Here is a 16,338-nt window from a genome sequence, read left to right on the forward strand (position 1 = left end):
TGCCAGCGAATTAACATCGGAGGCATGACTGCCGCCGCGTCTTCCCAACGGTTATGGATCGACGAGCAGGTGCGGGAGCTCGTCGTCAACGGCGAGGTGGCGTTGGAGGGCACCGATCCCGAAGGGGTACACCAGCTTCGCGTCGCCGTGCGGCGGGTGCGGGCCGCGCTGAAGGTGTCCGCCTTCGATGACGACGGTGCCCTGCTGGCGGAGCTGCGGTGGTTCTTCGGTGAGCTGGGCCCGATGCGTGACCTGGACGTGCTGCTGGAGCGCTTCCGCGGCGACACCGACGGGTTCTCGTCCGACGAGATGGCCGCGTTCGAACGGCTGCTCAAGGGTTTGCGCGCCGAACGGACCCAGGCCCGCCGACGCGTGACGAGAACGTTGCGGGGCAAGCGGTACCTACGCCTGCTGGACCGGCTCGCGTCGGTGGACGTCACCCCGCATGCCTCCGGCCCGACGGATCTGGTCGGCGAGATCGCCAGGCCGTACCGCAAGCTGCGCAAGGCGGTCGCCGCGATGGCGGCGGAGCCGGCCGACCAGGAGCTGCACGACCTGCGGATCCGCGGCAAGAAGCTGCGCTACGCGGCCGAGCTGGCGGCGCCGACGGGTGGCAAGGCGGTGCGCCGACTGGTGAAGGCCACGAAGCGGCTGCAGGACATACTCGGCGAGCACCAGGACGCGTGCGTCGCCGAGCAGCGGGTACGCGGCCTGGTCGGCGAGGACGCGCAGGAGGCGTTCGTCGCGGGGCGCCTCGTTGAACGGGAACGCGCCAGGCAGGCCGCCGCACGCGGCGAATGGCGCGAGGCGTACCTGGAGGTCAACCAGTGCGCGGCAGCGGCCACCGGGACGTGAAACCGGGCATGCCCTGAAGGCCGCCCTTGGGATAGGTGCCGGGCCCTGGGGCTGCCTCCGGCCCCCGGTTGCCAGCCTACGGGTGGGCACCGACGGTTTCTGGCCAGTGAGGGCTTGCCTGTGGACAACTCGCTTACCTGTGGACAACCCGCCGGTGAGCGACCGGTCCTGTCGGTGCCCTCCGGTAGCGTGGTTCGAGGGGGCCGGAGGCCAGCCGGGCTACGCGGCCAGGCGTTGGGCGGCGGTCTCGATTCGCTCGTCGGTGGCCGTCAGTGCGACACGGACGTGCTTGTCGCCGGAGGGGCCGTAGAAGGTGCCCGGGGCGACCAGGATGCCGCGCGTTGCCAGCCAGTCGACCGTTGTCCAGGCGTCCTCGTCTCGGGTGGCCCACAGGTAGAGGCCCGCGTCCGAGTAGTCGATCTTGAAGCCCGCGCCCTCCAGTGCCGGGCGCAGGATCGCGCGGCGGGCGGCGTACCGGGCCTTCTGCTCTGCCACGTGGGCGTCGTCGGAGAGGGCGGCGGTCATGGCGGTCTGGACCGGGTGCGGCACCATCATGCCGGCGTGTTTGCGGATCGCCAGCAGCTGCGTCACCAGCGTCGGGTCGCCGGTGACGAAGCCCGCTCGGTAGCCCGCCAGGCAGGACGTCTTCGACAGCGAGTGCACGGCCAGCAAACCTTCGTGCGAGCCGCCGGAGACCGTCGGGTGCAGGATCGAGACCGGGGACTCCGACCAGTCCAGGGCCAGGTAGCACTCGTCGGACGCCACGACCGCGCCGCACGAGCGGGCCCCCTCGACCACCTTGCGCAGGTGCTCGGGTGGCAGGACGCGGCCTGTCGGGTTCGACGGGGAGTTGACCCACACCAGGGCGGGGCGCGCCGGGCCGGCTGCCACCGTGCTGTCCGTGCGCAGGATGTCGGCGCCCACCAGTCTTGCGCCCACCTCGTAGGTCGGGTAGGCGAGCGGCGGGATCACCACAAGGTCACCGGCGCCGACGCCCAGTAGCGTCGGCAGCCACGCGACGAGTTCCTTCGAGCCGATCGTCGGCAGGACCGCTTCCGGGGCGACAAGCACCCCATGCCTGCGTGCCAGTGCGCCGGCGGCCGCCTCGCGGAGGGCGGGGGTGCCGTGCGTGGTCGGGTAGCCCGGGATCCACGCGGCGCCCGTCAGCGCCTCCTGGATGACGTCGGGCACCGGGTCGACCGGGGTGCCGATCGACAGGTTGACGACGCCGTCCGGATGTGCGCGGGCACGGGCGCCCGCGTCCGCAAGGCTGTCCCAGGGGAAGTCCGGAAGGTCCGCTTTCACTCGTCGTGCGCGACGGGTGCGAGATCCTTGATCCACTGCGGGTCGTGCGACGTCTTGCCCACCTTGGCCGCGCCGCCCGGGGAGCCGAGCTCGTCGAAGAAGTCGACGTTGGCCTTGGTGTATTCCTTCCACTGGTCGGGGACGTCGTCCTCGTAGTAGATGGCCTCCACCGGGCACACCGGCTCGCACGCGCCGCAGTCCACGCACTCGTCGGGGTGGATGTACAACATCCGGTCCCCTTCGTAGATGCAGTCGACCGGGCACTCCTCGATGCACGCCTTGTCGAGAAGGTCGACGCACGGCTCAGCGATCACATAGGTCACTGCTTCTCCTGTGTTCTCCAGCGTGTCCAGCAAGGCATGAGGTTACCGGCCGCCCCTAGTATCTCTCTCAGCCGCCGGCTGGGTTAAGTGTGTTGGCGAGCACTCTGCCCAGAACGATCGCGGACGGTAGCGCGCCGCACGCGAACAGCAGCATCGAGCGCCAGTCCGCGGTCAGCACGAGATCACCGCCCGGCCCGAACATGCCGAACGCCGCTATCGCGACGATCCAGCCGATCAGCGGGGCGGCCGCGACCACCAGCTTCGACGACAGCCTGCCGGCCACGCTCACCAGCCACGGCGTGGTCACCGCGGCCACCAGCGCACTCACCGGCACCGGTATGCCACCCAGCGCGTACGGCAGCAGGTAACCGTCGAACCGCAGCGGCAGGAACATCAGCTCGAGGACGGCCAGCACCACCGCGTCCACGACCAACACCGCGAGGACCATCACATTCCGAGGGCTCACGCCGCCCCCTCGCAAGCTCCGGGACGCCAATCGTCGGCGTGGTATCCATGTCCGCTCACGCGAGACCACCGAACAGGTCGTCCTCCGCGCCCTCCCCCGAGCCGCGGCCCAGCTGGTAGAACTCGGCGGGCGGGATGGGTTGGGCGATGCCGTTGGACAGGGCGTACGCGCGCTCGCCGTCGCCGCCCTGCCAGACGCTGATCTGTGTGGGGTGGGCCGCGAGTGCCCGCATCTTCACCGACAGGACGTCGGCGGTGTCGACGACCGTGGTGATCAGCTCGTCGTCGGTCACCGCCAGCTCGCCCGGCTCCGGTAACCGGAACGGCAGGTCCTCGATGGCGGCCAGCGCGGCCACGCCTTCCTCGGTGGCGCGCCGCGAGGTGACGGCGAAGAACACGCGGTCAGGGACGTCACTGTCGGTGCAGGCGGCCATCGTGACCTCGTGCGCGCGGATGTGGTCAGGGTGGCCGTAACCGCCGTCCGGCCCGTAGGTGACCACGACCTGGGGCCCGACCTCGGCGATCACCTCGGCGAGCGCGTCGGCCTGCGCCGACAGGTCCCCGCCCGCGAACGCACGCGGGTGCTCGTTCGCCGCCACCCCGGCCATGCCGGAGTCCCGCCAGCGACCGACGCCGCCGAGCCAGCGGTGGTCGGACACGCCGAGCGCGGCGCACGCCGCCCGCAGCTCACTGATGCGGTACCCGCCGAGCTGGTCGGCGGCATGTGCGGCCAGCTCGCGCAGGCCGGCCGGGATGATCTCGCCTTCCTCGCCCAGCGTGCACGTGACCAGCGTGACCTGCACACCGGCGGCCGCGTACCGGGCGATCGTGCCGCCCGTCCACAGGCTCTCGTCGTCGGGGTGCGCGTGCACGAGCAGCAGTCGCGGCGCGGCGGTCAGCGTCATCAGTCAAACGTCCGTATCCGTTGGTCCGTCCAGGCGGACAGGATATTCGGCGGCCGCCGACGGCTAGACGTCAGTCCACTCGTATTCGAGGGTCCAGCCAGGCGGTGACGATGTCCGCGAGCATGAGCACCACCACGAAGATCACGACCGAGTACGCCGCGACCACGAGCATCACCGGGTGGTTGTTCTCGACCATCGAGCGCGCGAACAGGAAACCCAGCCCTCGGTACTGGAAGATCGTCTCGACGATGATCGAGCCGCCCATCAGCGCGCCGAGCTGGATCGCCGACAGTTCGGCCACCGGGATCAGCGCGTTGCGCGCCGCGTGCTTGAAGATCACCTTGCGTTCGGTGAGGCCCTTGGCCCTTGCCGTGCGGATGTAGTCGGACTCGAGCACCTCCAGCATGGAGCCGCGGGTCAGGATGACCGTGAACACGAGCCCGCCCATCCCGAGCGTGATCGCCGGCAGCGCGAGGTCCTGCAACCACGTCGTCTCGAGGCCGAACGAGCGGGGTATCGGCGGGAACGGCTGCCAGCCGAACAGCGAGATGTCCGTGACCGTGTTGCGCAGCGTCACGCCGGTGACGAACAGCGGGATCGACAAGAGCACGACCGAGCCGGTGGTGATCGCCAGGTCGACGAACGAGCGGTGTTTCCACCCGGCGATGATCCCGAGTGTGACGCCGAACACGGCCTGGATGGCCAGCGCGGTGAGCGCCAGCCGGAACGTGTTCGGCGCCACGGCGGTGATGAGATCGATGATCGGGCGTCGTCGTTCGTAGTCGACGCCCAGGTCACCGGTTGCCAGGTTCGCGATGAAGTCCAGGTACCGGAAGAACAGGGGCTTGTCGAGGCCGAACGTCTCGTTCAGCAGCGCCCTGGTCTGCGGATCCTGCATCCGGTCGCCGATCATCCGGAACGGGTCGCCCCACTCGGTGACCGCGACCAGCGCCCCGAACGATGTCACGAGCAGTACGAACACCGCCCGTGACACCCTGCGTACCAAGAACTTCCCCAAGGTTCCTCTCTCCCCCAGGGCAAGGCGGCACGCTCAGGCGCGCACCACCTCGCGGAGTGACGCGAAGTGACACGACGCCTGGTGGCCCTTGCCGGCGTCGATGTCGTACAGCGGGGGCGGCTCCTCGATGCAGCGGCGCTGGTCGGACTCGGACAGCTGCTCGAACTTCCAGCAACGGGTCCGGAAGCGGCAGCCGGACGGCGGGTTGGCCGGGTTCGGCACGTCGCCGCGCAGCACGATGCGCTGGCGCTGCCGCTCCAGCTTCGGGTCCGGGATCGGCACCGCCGAGATCAGGGCCTGCGTGTACGGGTGGTGCGGCCGGTCGAACAGGTCGTCCCGGTCGGCGATCTCCACCACGCTGCCCAGGTACATGACCGCCACGCGGTCGGCGATGTGCCGGACCACGGACAGGTCGTGCGCGATGAACAGGTACGTGAGCCCCAGCTCGTCCTGCAGGTCCTCCAGCAGGTTCACGACCTGGGCCTGGATCGACACGTCCAGCGCGGACACCGGCTCGTCCAGCACGATGAACTTGGGGTTCATGGCGATGGCGCGGGCGATGCCGATGCGCTGGCGCTGACCGCCGGAGAACTCGTGCGGGTACCGGTCCGCGTACTCCTCGGCCAGGCCGACGGTGTCCAGCAGGTCGCTGATGGTCGTGCGAGTCACCGGGGAACCGAGCAGCTGGAACTTCTCCGACAGGATCTGCCGGATCGTCATGCGCGGGTTCAGCGACGCGTACGGGTCCTGGAACACGATCTGCATGTCCCGTCGGGCGTGACGCAGCTGCTGCTTGTCCAGCGCGCTGACGTCGACGCCGTCCAGGACCACCCGGCCACTGGTCGGCTCCACCAGGCGCAGGATGGCGCGCGCGGTGGTCGACTTGCCGCAGCCGGACTCGCCGACCAGCGCGACGGTCTGACCCTTGTAGACGTTCAGGCTGATCCCGTCGACGGCCTTGACCTGGCCGATCGTGCGCTTGATGAACACGCCGGAGCGGATGGGGAAGTGCTTGACGAGGTTGTCCACCTCGAGCATCGGCTGACCGGCCGGCTCAGCCGTGCCGACACCGCCCTGCTCGCTTGCCTGGCTCATTTCGCGCCCACCCTGTCCTCGAACGCCATCGCCACCCGGTCGCTGTGCACACAGGCCGCGCGATGGGTCTCGCCGTCCACCGACACCAGCGACGGCACCTCCGGCAGACATGCCTCGGTCGCGAAGGTGCAGCGCGGGTGGAACGGGCAGCCCTGCGGCACCCTCGCCAGTGACGGCGGGATGCCCTTGATGGGCTGGAGCCGCTGCTGCCGCTGCTGGTCCATCCTCGGCAGGCTGGACAGCAGGCCGTAGGTGTAGGCGTGGCGGGGCGAGTAGAAGATCTCGTCCGCGGTGCCGGACTCCACGATCCGCCCCGCGTACATCACGTTGATGCGGTCGGCGTAGGACGCGACGACGCCGAGGTCGTGCGTGATCAGCACGATCGCGGTGTTGCGGTCATCCTGCAGCTTCTCCAGCAGCGCCATGATCTGCGCCTGCACGGTCACGTCGAGCGCGGTGGTCGGCTCGTCGGCCAGCAGCACGTGCGGGTCGTTGGCGAGCGCCATCGCGATCATCGCGCGCTGGCGCATGCCGCCGGAGAACTCGTGCGGGTACTGGTTGAGCCGCACGGCCGGGTTCGGGATGCCGACCTCGCCGAGCAGGTCCAGCGCGCGCTTCTTGGCGACGTGCTTGGACACGTCCTGGTGCACGCGGACCATCTCGGCGATCTGGTCACCGACCTTGAACACCGGGTTCAGCGCGGTCAGCGGGTCCTGGAAGATCATCGCGATCTGGCTGCCCCGCAGCTTGCGTTGCTGCTTCTCCGGCATCTTCAGCAGCGAACGGCCACGTAGGAAGACGTCGCCGGACGGGAACGTCGCCGGCGGCGACGGCACCAGGCCAAGGATCGTCATGGCCGACACCGACTTGCCGGAGCCGGACTCACCGACGATCGCGAGCGTCTCGCCCTCGTTGACAGACCACGAGACGCCATCCACGGCCTTCACCACGCCGTAGTCGGTCTTGAAATGGACCCGCAGGTCACGTACCTCGAGAAGCGCCGAGGGCGGGCCTTCGAGGTCGATGTCGGCAGCGCCGGTCATCTGAGGTCTTCTCCTCTGTGGTGGCTATCGCAGCTTCGGGTCCAGTGCGTCACGCAGGCCGTCGGCCACGAACGCGAAGGCAAGGGTGGTGATGCAGATCGCCAAGCTCGGGAAGATCCACAGGTAGTCCTTGCCGGGAACCTGCACCTGCTCGATGCCCTGGTTGATCAACCGGCCCCACTCCGGGGTGTCCGGCGGCACACCGACGCCGAGGTAGGCCAGAGACGCCATCGCGACGACCGCGACGCCGATGCTGGTGAACGAGTAGATGAACACCGGCTGGATGGCGTTCGGCATGATGTGCCGGGTCACGATCCGCCAGTCCGAGGCGCCGATCGACCGGGCCGCCTCGACGTACTCCGATTCGCGCAGCGCGAGCATCTGGCCTCGCATCAGCCGCGCCGCGGTCGGCCAGCCGAGTACCACGAGCGCGATGATCACCTGGGTGACGCCGGACCCGAACGTGCGAACCACGAGCAGCGCGCCGATCAGGTACGGGAAAGCCAGGAAGATGTCGGTGACACGCATGATGATGCCGTCGGAGAACCGTCCGCGGTAACCGGCGAGCGCGCCGAGCGCGACGCCGACGAACATCGAGCCGAGCATCGTGGACACACCGACCAGCAGCGCGAGCTTCAGGCCGTACAGCAGCCCGGAGTACAGGTCACGGCCGAGCGCGTCGGTGCCCATGATGTGGTCGCCGCCCGGCGACGCGAGCGTGTTCAGCAGGTTCTGGTCGTACGGGTCGTACGGCGAGATGAACGGCTGGACCAGCGCCAGGACGATCAGGATGCCCACGACGACGAGCCCGACCATGGCGAGCTTGTTGCGCTTGAACCGCCGCCAGATGTCGGCGAGCTGGCCCCGGGCCTTCGTCTTGCCTTTCGTCTCGCCCTCCGGCGGCGCGAACGGGTCGGCGTGCGCGGACTCGACGATCACCGACTGGGCGGACGTCGTCGTGTCGGCGGGATCAGGTGTGGTGGTCATTGTCCTGCCTCGCTCAGCTCAGCCTGATCCGTGGATCCAGATACGCGTACAAGATGTCGACGATCATGCTCAGGGCCACGTACGCCAGCACGGCGTAGGTGACGATCGCCATGATCACCGGTTGGTTCTGCTGCAGGATCGATCGGTACAGCAGGAAGCCGATGCCGTTGTACTGGAAGATCGTCTCGGTGATGATCGCGCCGCCGAGCAGGACACCGATGCTGATGCCGATGTAGGTCACGACGGGGATGATCGAGTTCCGGAAGGCATGCTTCATGATCACGGTGCGCTCGCCGAGGCCCTTGGCGCGCGCCGTGCGGATGTAGTCCGCGCGCAGCACCTCGAGCATGGATCCGCGCATGAGCCGCGCGATGAACGCAGCGTCCACGATGGCGAGGGTGAACGCGGGTAGGAGCACTTCCGTGTACCAGGGCGCCAGTTCGGTGAAGGTTCTCGGCACCTGGGGGAAGATCCAGAATCCGGAGACCGTCTGCCGCAGCCAGACACCGATCACGAAGGTCGGGAGGCCGATGGCGAGCGTGGTCAGGATCGTGACCAGCACGTCCCAGACCGAGTAGCGCCAGACGGCGGCGATGATGCCGGCGGCCACGCCGATGACGATGTCGATGATGATCGCGATCAGCGCCAGCCGCGCGCTGTTGGGCAGTGCGACGCCGAGCATGTCCGCCACGGGGCGGCGCTGGTTGAGGTCGATGCCCAGGTCACCGGTGAACAGGTTCCCCAGATAGGTCAGGTACTGCATCGGTACGGACTGGTCCATCCCGAACTTCTCGCGCAGGATCGCCTGCGTCGCCGGCGGCACGACCTTGTCGCCTGTCGACGCGAACGGATCACCGAGCACGAACAGGCCGAGGAACAGCAGCATCGTCGCCGCGATCACGACCATGATGGCCTGGGCGGCCCTGCGTATTACGAACTTCCCCATGGTTTAGGCGCCGGCTTTCTTGCAGATCGAGGTCCAAGCTGATGATGGCCGTGGTCCGTACGACACCGGACCACGGCCACCAGGCTATTCAGTTACTTGGTGCTGATGACCCTCAGGTCCGGGTCCTCGTGGAAGTCCATGCGAACGTTAATGAAGTCCTTCGTGTTCGCAAGACGGTGCTGCGTGCGGTTCCACAGCGGGATCAGTGCCTGGTCGTCACCGATCGCGATCTTCTCGGCCTGCTGGTACAGCGTGATGCGCTTGGCGTCGTCCTTCTCCTTCAGCGCGTCGGCGAGCAGGTCGTCGAACTTCTTGTTGCTGTAGCGACCACGGTTGTCACCGGTGACCGGCTCGTTGTCCTCGGCGCCGATGGCGCCGGTGGACAGCAGCGGCTCGAGGAAGTTGCCCGGGGTCGGGTAGTCAGCACCCCACGCGGCACGGTAGATGCCGCTGGCACCCGGCTGCTGCTCGTTGTTCAGCAGGTCGGTGAACTGCACGCCGTTCATGTTGACCGTCAGGCCGAGGTTGGTCTCGAGCTGGTCCTTGACCGCCGCACACCACTCCTCGTGGCCCGCGTCGACGTTGAACTGGAAGGTCAGCTCGGTGCCCTCGGTCAGACCGGCCTCCTTGGCGAGCTTCTTCGCCTCGTCGAGGTCGTAGTGGCAGTCGCCACAGACGCCCTCCTGGTAGGCCTCGGTGAACACCGGCGGGATGAGCGACGTCGACGGGGTCTGCGAACCCTTGAACACACCGTTGATGATCGAGTCACGGTCGATCGCCAGGGAGATGGCCTTGCGGGCCTTCGCCGAGTCGAGCGGCTTCTGCGTGACCATCGTCAGCAGGTAGTTCATGCCGTTGGTGTTGCGGGTGATCCACTGGCCCTGCGGCTCGTACGTGGAACGCGCCTGCTGCAGCACCGGGGTCGGCATACGGGCCCAGTCGAACGTGCCGTTCTGGAAACCGGCGTACTCGTCCTGGCTGCCGTTCGGGGCGATCGTGATCTCGACGGTGTCCAGGTACGCCGGGTCCTGCACGGTGTAGTCGTCGAAGCGCTTGAGCTTGATGCCCACGTCGTGCTGCCACGGGCCGTCCATCATGAACGGACCGTTGCCGATCGGCTGGTCGACGAACGCGGTGTTGGTGGCCGGGCTGCCCGCGGTGGACGGCATCGGCGAGAACACCGTGTGCGAGGTACGGATGTAGAACTCGCAGTTCGGGTCGGTCAGCTTGACGACCAGCTTGGCCGGGTCGGAGGCGTCGACGCCGGACAGCGCCGTCGCGGTGCCGGCCTGCATCTCGTCGAAGCCCTCGATCCCGTCGAGGTGGTAGGCCACCTCGGAGGCCGAGTCCTTGGCGGCGACCCGCTCCCAGCCGCGCTTGAACGACTCGGAGTTGACCTCTTCACCGTTGTGGAACTTCGTGCCCGTCTTCAGGTTGAAGGTCCACTCGGTGCAGTCGTCGTTGGTCTCCCAGTCGTCCGCAACACCGGGCTCCGTCTTGCCGTCGTAGGTGACGGTCGTCAGACCCACGAACAGCTGGGTGGCGACCAGGATGCCCTCGGACTCCTGGGCGTTGTAAGGGTCGATCGCGGTCGGCTCGGTAATGGCGAGCTGGAACGTACCGCCCTTCTTACCTTCCTTGAGCTCTGGGACCGCTGTCTCAGGCCAGCCGGCAGAAGGAGTGCTGGCGCCCTCGTTCTCGCTGGTGCCCGTGTTTTCCTTCTGAGAGCAGGCGGTGAGCACCAGCGCGGCAGCCGTGAGACCGGCTGCGGTCCGGAGCCACGCTTTCTTCCTCATCAAGATAGTTCCTCCATGAGCGAGCACGCACTCGACGAGCGTGCGCCCGGTGTTGTCGTGACACATCGTGCACGGAGCCGGTGGGTACCGCGAGGCGGGGGCCAGTCGGGGGAGCCATGTGCCACCGAGCGGTCGTCTCTTTCTAGGTGCAGGCAGAGTGTCATGTCGATCTTGTGACGCGCCGGGGTCCAGTAGCCGGCTCGCCGTTGCAGGACGCTAGGAACTTCCCTTACTCCCGTCACGGGATTGAGCTTGATCGTGACCAAAGGGTGACACGGTAGAGGCATTGAGCGATCTTCCGGTTACCGCGCGCTGAATAGCGGTGACAGATCACCCCACTAATGGGGGGTCTACCGCGAAACCCCGTTCCCACCTTGGGGTCCGGCCTTCTGTCCGGCACGAGAGCCGGATGGCGGTGAACCGGGAACGGGAAAGTGGTAAATCCGGGAATAGTGTGTGCGACAAATGTGACGCCCACGTAACCGGGCCGCTTCGTTAACTGGCGGATCGCTTCCAGAATGCCGCGCCTGCGAACGGGCCGGCGAAGCTCGCGCCGTCCGTGACGCCCGTGACCTCGCCTCGCACGGCGAGGACCTCGGCCTCCTGGTACAGCGGGATCGCGACCCGTGCGCGCCACAGGGCGGGCTCGACCGACGTCAGAGCCTCGGTCACGGATAGTGAGCCGGTGAGGGCCGCGTCGATGCTCGGCTGGACGCCGGCGTCGCAGTAGCCGGTGGGGTTGGCCGGCACCAGACCGGCCGAGCCGGTGACGCAACCGAAGTCGCTCGCGAGCATGGTGGCCGGGTCGCCGCCCACCGCGCGGGACGTCACCGCGATGTCCACGACATCGGACCCGCCGGTCGAGTAGAGCCGCTGGTACAGCTGGGCGCCGGGGAGCGTCACGACCTCGGCCACGACCCCGCCAGCGGCCAGTTGCCGCTGGATGTCCCTGGCGATCCGGACGTCGGCCTCGCGTTCCTCGGCCGCGGCGATGGTCAGCTCGAGCGGCCTGCCGTCCCTGGCCCAGCCGGCGCTGGTCCGCGTGTATCCCGCCCCGGTCAACAGGTTCTGCGCACCAACCTGGTCGAACACGAGATCGCCCGGCAGGGTCGGGGTGTAGGCGCGCATGCTCGGCGCCAGCACCTGGGCGTCCGCCCGCAGCTGTGCGGCCGGTCCGTTGCCGGTACCGACGGTGATCAGCTGGGCCCGGTCGAGCATCGCGACGATCGCCTGCCGTACCGGCAGGTCGGTGAGCTGCTGGACCGGTCGCAGGTACACGGTCGTCACCGCCCCGCGTGCCACCGTGGAGCTGGCGACCGCCGGCGCGAGGGCGCCGATCTTCTGGGCGCCCACCGAGTCCGTGCGCACCAGCGCCATCTGGTCGTGGCCCTGGTCCAGCGCGTCGACCAACCCGTTCTGTTCGGCGCGGCGCAGCACGATCCGGTCCAGCGTGGCCGGTTCGTCCCAGTACCGGTCGTTGCGCTCCAGCACGACCTCGCCGCGGTCGTCGTCGAACGTCTTCGCCGTGTACGGGCCGGCCGCGGCCGGGAAGTTGTTCTGCAGCGCGCCGGACCAGCCGCCGGGCGCGTCCTTCAACAGGTGCGCGGGCAGCAGGTCGGTGAACAGCGAACGCCAGCCGGGGTAGGGCTCGGAGAAGACGACCTCGACCGTCTTGCCGTTGTCGCGGGCGTTGATGTCGGTGATCAGCCGGTAGCCGGCCGCGTCGAGCACGCCCGGCTGGCTGGTGAGCTGCTCACGCAGGTAGACGAAGTCCTCCGCGGCCACCGGCGCCGAGTCCGACCAGGACGCTTCCGCGCGGATCTGGTAGGTCACGGTGTAGGGCTTGGCCTTGGTGACGGCGGCCGACTCCATCAGCGTCCGGTCCAGCTGTGGCGTGCCGTCCGGACCGGGCCGGAACACCGACGGCAGCAGCATCGTCGACAGCGCGGTCGTGATGGCGGACTGGTCGGCGAAGTTGTGCGGGTTGTAGCCGCCCGCGATCGAGTCGACGCCGACCACGACCTCACCCGTGTCGACGGGCGCGCTCGGTGGCGAGGTGACCGGGGTTTCCTTCAGCCGGGGGGCGGGAGTGCAGCCCGCGAGCGCGACCAGCGCGACGATCGCGAATAGCAGCTTCCGCAACAACCTCACCCCCCTTGCCAGAAACCTAGTCCTCTCTGGGAATGACGCGTTCGGCGGCTACATGGTTCCGACGGCCTCAGGCGTCGCGGGCCTTCTCGCGGGAGCGGGCCCGGCCGCGCTGCGTGCTGTCCAGGATCACCTTGCGGATGCGCACCACGTCCGGCGCCACCTCGACGCACTCGTCCGTGGCGCAGAACTCCAGCGCCTCCTCCAGCACCAGCTTGCGTGGCCTGGCCAGTCGCTCAAGCTCGTCGCCGGTCGAGGAACGCATGTTGGTGAGCTTCTTCTCGCGGGTCACGTTGACGTCCAGGTCCTCGGCCCTCGGGTTCTCCCCGACGACCATGCCCTCGTACACGTCCGCGCCCGGCTCGACGAAGAACGAGCCGCGGTCGGCCAGCTGGATCATGGCGTAGCTGGTGACCGAGCCGGACCGGTCCGCGACCAGCGAGCCGGAGTGGCGGCCGCGGATCGCGCCGGCCCACGGGAAGTAGCCCTCGAAGATGGCGTTCGCGATGCCGGTGCCCCGGGTCTCGGTGAGGAAGTCGGTGCGGAAGCCGATCAGGCCACGCGACGGGACCACGTACTCGACCTTGACGCGGCCGGTGCCGTGCCCACTCATGTGCTCCAGCCGGCCCTTGCGGTTGGCCATGAGCTGGGTGACCGCGCCGAGGTGCTCCTCGGGGGCGTCCACGGTCAGTCGCTCGAACGGCTCGCAGAGCTTGCCGTCGACGGTGCGGGTGACCACCTCGGGGCGACCGACGGTCAGCTCGAAGCCCTCGCGGCGCATGGTCTCCACGAGGATCGCGAGCGCCAGCTCGCCTCGGCCCTGCACCTCCCAGGTGTCGGGTCGCTCGGTCGGCAGGACGCGGACGGAGACGTTGCCGACCAGCTCGGCGTCCAGGCGGGCCTTGACCAGCCGCGCGGTGACCTTCGAGCCGCCGCCCCGGCCGGCGAGCGGCGAGGTGTTGACGCCGATGGTGACCGAGATCGCCGGCTCGTCGACGTGGATGCGCTCCAGCGGCTCCGGGTTGGCCGGGTCGGCGAGCGTGTCGCCGATGGTGATCTCCGGGATGCCCGCGATGGCCACGATGTCCCCGGCCTCCGCGCTGGCCGCCGGGATCCGCTCCAGTGCCTGTGTGAGCAGCAGCTCGGTGATCTTGACGGTGGTCACGCTGCCGTCCGCGCGGCACCACGCGACCTGCTGGCCCTTGCGGATGGTGCCGGAGTGGACCCGGCACAGCGCGATGCGGCCGAGGAAGCTCGACGCGTCGAGGTTGGTGACCAGCGCCTGCAGTGGCGCCTTCGGGTCGCCTGCCGGCGGCGGCACGTGCTCCAGCAGCACGTCGAACAGCGGGTCGAGGTTCTCGCTGTCCGGCAGGTCGCCGTCCTTCGGCTGGTTCAGGCTGGCGCGCCCGGCGCGGGCCGAGGCGTAGACCACCGGCAGGTCGAGGATGTTGGCGTCCATCTCGTCCAGCTCGGTGGCCAGGTCGAGGAGGAGGTCGTGCGTCTCGTCGACGACCTCGGCGATCCGGGCGTCCGGCCGGTCGACCTTGTTGACGACCAGCACGACCGGCAGGCCGGCGGCGAGTGTCTTGCGTAGGACGAACCGCGTCTGCGGCAGCGGCCCCTCGCTCGCGTCGACGAGCAGGACCACGCCGTCCACCATGGACAGGCCGCGCTCGACCTCGCCACCGAAGTCCGCGTGACCGGGGGTGTCGATCACGTTGATGGTGACCGGACCGTCCTTCGTCTCCCGGTGCACGGCGGTGTTCTTGGCGAGGATCGTGATGCCCTTCTCGCGCTCCAGGTCGCCGGAGTCCATGACCCGGTCGACAGGCTCGGCACGGGCGGCGAAGGCACCGGTCTGGCGGAGCATCGCGTCGACCAGCGTCGTCTTGCCGTGGTCGACGTGCGCGACGATCGCGACGTTGCGGAGGTCTGTCCTGGCGATCGTGGGCGTGATCGTGTCGGTGGGCACGCGCGTGCTCCTGTGCTTGGTGAATCTGGCTGCGTTGGCTTTGCGCGAATGATCGGCGCAGGGTCGAGGATAGCTGCCCGCGCTGGCGATCTAGAGAAAGGTTAGCTTAACCTAAGCCGCATCACAGGTGATTTGGAGTCGAGGTTGAGCAAGAAGACACCCGCGGACTACGTGCAGAAGTGGACGAAGGCCGGCAAAGTGAAGAAGAAGTGCTGCCGGTCGAAGTCCCGGTGCAAGAAGTGCCCGGTGCTCGCGCTCAAGAGGGCAAAGATCAAGGTCGAGAAGAAGGCTGCCTAGGGGGCCGCGCCGCCTGGACATGGCCTCGCGGCCGGCCGGTCCGTATACTGGCGACATGCGCAACGTCACACTGAGCATGTGGTGGGCCGTCTGACGGCGGCTGATTCCTGTTGCGTTGACCACAGGCCGCCCGACCGGGCGGCCTTCGCGTTTCTCGGGGGTCCGGCGGGCGACCCCGACCTCGAGGAGCGTTCCGATGACCCGTCTCTCCGGCATCACCCCGTCCGGGCCCGTGCACGTCGGCAACTACCTGGGTGCGATCCGCCGCTGGGCACGTGAGGGCGACCCCGCCGACCTGTACTTCGTCAGCGACCTGCATGCCATGACCACGCCGTACCACCCGCAGAAGCTGCGTGGCAGAACGCGGGAGCTGCTCGCGATCCTCATCGCGGCCGGGATCGAGCCGGACACGGTGTTCGTGCAGTCGGACCTGCTGCCCCAGCTCGGCCCGCTGACGTGGGTGCTGGAGTGCGCGTGCGCGTTCGGCGAGGCCGCCCGGATGACGCAGTTCAAGGAGAAGAGCGCCGACCGCAGCCACGAGGGCACGCCCGTGCGGGTGGGGCTGTTCACGTACCCGGTGCTGATGGCCGCGGACATCCTGCTGCAGGGCGCGGACGAGGTCCCGGTCGGCGACGACCAGGCCCAGCACGTCGAGCTGGCACGGGTGCTGGCGCGCCGGTTCAACGGGACGTACGGCGAGGCGTTCGTGGTCCCGAGGGCGGTGACCCCGCCGGCCGCCGCGCGAGTCAGGGACCTGGCGGACGCCACCCGCAAGATGGACAAGTCCGCGAGCGACTCCGCCGGTGTCCTGTTCGCACTGGACGAGCCGGACCTGTTGCGCCGCAAGGTGAAACGCGCGGTCACGGACAGCCTCGCGCGCCTCGAGTACCGCCCGGACGAGCAGCCGGGCCTCGCGAACCTGTTGGAGATCCTGGGCGCCTGCCTCGACAAGTCACCCCGCGAGGTGGTGGCTGGATTCTCGTCGTACGGGGAGGTGAAGGACGCCGTGGCCGAGGCCGTGATCGAGGAGCTACGCCCGATACGCGAACGCACCCTCGAACTACTGGCGGACCCGACAGAACTGGACCGCATCCGAGCGGTAGGCGGCGCCCGCGCCACGGGAAGAGGATCCCACCGCCTGACAACAGTCCTACGCCTAGCGGGAGTGGCCTGACCAGAACTC

Annotated in this window: 15 protein-coding genes; 3 read left to right on the forward strand and 12 right to left on the reverse strand. The window is 68.6% G+C overall.

Annotated elements, in window-relative coordinates; genetic code table 11:
- Window positions 1-24 precede the first annotated feature (24 nt).
- Window positions 25-855, forward strand: a complete 831-nt coding sequence (locus VF106_RS29575; protein WP_330843156.1) for a CHAD domain-containing protein — start codon at window positions 25-27, stop codon at window positions 853-855.
- Window positions 856-1,074: 219 nt separating this feature from the next.
- On the opposite strand, the gene dapC is transcribed toward VF106_RS29575, so the two are convergent.
- From dapC to typA, 12 genes are all read right to left on the reverse strand, one after another.
- Entirely contained in the window at window positions 1,075-2,160 is a 1,086-nt protein-coding gene (gene dapC, locus VF106_RS29580; protein ID WP_330843157.1) for a succinyldiaminopimelate transaminase, read from the reverse strand.
- On the reverse strand, window positions 2,157-2,483 hold the full coding sequence (gene fdxA, locus VF106_RS29585) for a ferredoxin (protein ID WP_330843158.1): 327 nt from the start codon (window positions 2,481-2,483) through the stop codon (window positions 2,157-2,159). The genes dapC and fdxA overlap by 4 nt, the downstream gene beginning before the upstream one ends.
- 67 nt (window positions 2,484-2,550) lie before the next feature.
- Window positions 2,551-2,949: a hypothetical protein gene (locus tag VF106_RS29590; protein WP_330843159.1), complete on the reverse strand. Its 399-nt coding sequence runs from the start codon at window positions 2,947-2,949 to the stop codon at window positions 2,551-2,553.
- A 55-nt stretch (window positions 2,950-3,004) separates the two neighbouring features.
- On the reverse strand, window positions 3,005-3,853 hold the full coding sequence (gene mshB, locus VF106_RS29595) for an N-acetyl-1-D-myo-inositol-2-amino-2-deoxy-alpha-D-glucopyranoside deacetylase (RefSeq protein ID WP_330843160.1): 849 nt from the start codon (window positions 3,851-3,853) through the stop codon (window positions 3,005-3,007).
- Between the two features lie 70 nt (window positions 3,854-3,923).
- The gene (locus tag VF106_RS29600; protein ID WP_330843161.1) at window positions 3,924-4,871 is read right to left on the reverse strand and encodes an ABC transporter permease; all 948 of its coding nucleotides are present in this window, start codon (window positions 4,869-4,871) and stop codon (window positions 3,924-3,926) included.
- A 33-nt stretch (window positions 4,872-4,904) separates the two neighbouring features.
- Window positions 4,905-5,966 (reverse strand): ABC transporter ATP-binding protein, encoded by a 1,062-nt coding sequence (locus VF106_RS29605; protein ID WP_330843162.1) that lies wholly within the window; start codon window positions 5,964-5,966, stop codon window positions 4,905-4,907.
- Window positions 5,963-7,009, reverse strand: coding sequence for an ABC transporter ATP-binding protein (locus VF106_RS29610; protein WP_330843163.1), 1,047 nt, complete (start codon window positions 7,007-7,009; stop codon window positions 5,963-5,965). Before VF106_RS29610 ends, VF106_RS29605 begins: the two co-directional genes overlap by 4 nt.
- A gap of 24 nt (window positions 7,010-7,033) precedes the next feature.
- Window positions 7,034-7,996 (reverse strand): ABC transporter permease, encoded by a 963-nt coding sequence (locus VF106_RS29615; RefSeq protein ID WP_330843164.1) that lies wholly within the window; start codon window positions 7,994-7,996, stop codon window positions 7,034-7,036.
- Window positions 7,997-8,009: 13 nt separating this feature from the next.
- The gene (locus tag VF106_RS29620; protein ID WP_330843165.1) at window positions 8,010-8,942 is read right to left on the reverse strand and encodes an ABC transporter permease; all 933 of its coding nucleotides are present in this window, start codon (window positions 8,940-8,942) and stop codon (window positions 8,010-8,012) included.
- 92 nt (window positions 8,943-9,034) lie between these two features.
- Window positions 9,035-10,738: a peptide ABC transporter substrate-binding protein gene (locus tag VF106_RS29625; RefSeq protein WP_330843166.1), complete on the reverse strand. Its 1,704-nt coding sequence runs from the start codon at window positions 10,736-10,738 to the stop codon at window positions 9,035-9,037.
- Window positions 10,739-11,233: 495 nt separating this feature from the next.
- On the reverse strand, window positions 11,234-12,889 hold the full coding sequence (locus VF106_RS29630) for an ABC transporter family substrate-binding protein (RefSeq protein ID WP_330843167.1): 1,656 nt from the start codon (window positions 12,887-12,889) through the stop codon (window positions 11,234-11,236).
- 67 nt (window positions 12,890-12,956) lie between these two features.
- Window positions 12,957-14,858 carry a translational GTPase TypA gene (gene typA / locus VF106_RS29635; RefSeq protein WP_330843168.1) on the reverse strand — a complete coding sequence of 634 codons (1,902 nt, stop codon included), beginning with the start codon at window positions 14,856-14,858 and terminating at the stop codon, window positions 12,957-12,959.
- Between the two features lie 144 nt (window positions 14,859-15,002).
- Between typA and VF106_RS29640 the strand changes: the two genes are divergently transcribed.
- Together VF106_RS29640 and trpS are read left to right on the forward strand one after the other, a co-directional pair.
- Window positions 15,003-15,155 (forward strand): hypothetical protein, encoded by a 153-nt coding sequence (locus tag VF106_RS29640; protein WP_330843169.1) that lies wholly within the window; start codon window positions 15,003-15,005, stop codon window positions 15,153-15,155.
- Between the two features lie 196 nt (window positions 15,156-15,351).
- Window positions 15,352-16,329 carry a tryptophan--tRNA ligase gene (trpS, locus tag VF106_RS29645; RefSeq protein WP_330843170.1) on the forward strand — a complete coding sequence of 326 codons (978 nt, stop codon included), beginning with the start codon at window positions 15,352-15,354 and terminating at the stop codon, window positions 16,327-16,329.
- The last annotated feature ends 9 nt before the right edge of the window (window positions 16,330-16,338 follow it).

Origin of the sequence: Actinophytocola sp., assembly GCF_036378875.1 — a bacterium.
Taxonomy (GTDB): Bacteria; Actinomycetota; Actinomycetes; order Mycobacteriales; family Pseudonocardiaceae; genus Actinophytocola.

Coding starts and splice junctions, on each gene's coding strand:
- VF106_RS29575 (WP_330843156.1), top strand. CDS start 25: ATGACTGCCGCCGCGTCTTCCCAACGGTTATGGATCGACGAGCAGGTG.
- mshB (WP_330843160.1), bottom strand. CDS start 3,853: ATGACGCTGACCGCCGCGCCGCGACTGCTGCTCGTGCACGCGCACCCC.
- VF106_RS29605 (WP_330843162.1), bottom strand. CDS start 5,966: ATGAGCCAGGCAAGCGAGCAGGGCGGTGTCGGCACGGCTGAGCCGGCC.
- VF106_RS29610 (WP_330843163.1), bottom strand. CDS start 7,009: ATGACCGGCGCTGCCGACATCGACCTCGAAGGCCCGCCCTCGGCGCTT.
- VF106_RS29615 (WP_330843164.1), bottom strand. CDS start 7,996: ATGACCACCACACCTGATCCCGCCGACACGACGACGTCCGCCCAGTCG.
- VF106_RS29620 (WP_330843165.1), bottom strand. CDS start 8,942: ATGGGGAAGTTCGTAATACGCAGGGCCGCCCAGGCCATCATGGTCGTG.
- VF106_RS29625 (WP_330843166.1), bottom strand. CDS start 10,738: ATGAGGAAGAAAGCGTGGCTCCGGACCGCAGCCGGTCTCACGGCTGCC.
- trpS (WP_330843170.1), top strand. CDS start 15,352: ATGACCCGTCTCTCCGGCATCACCCCGTCCGGGCCCGTGCACGTCGGC.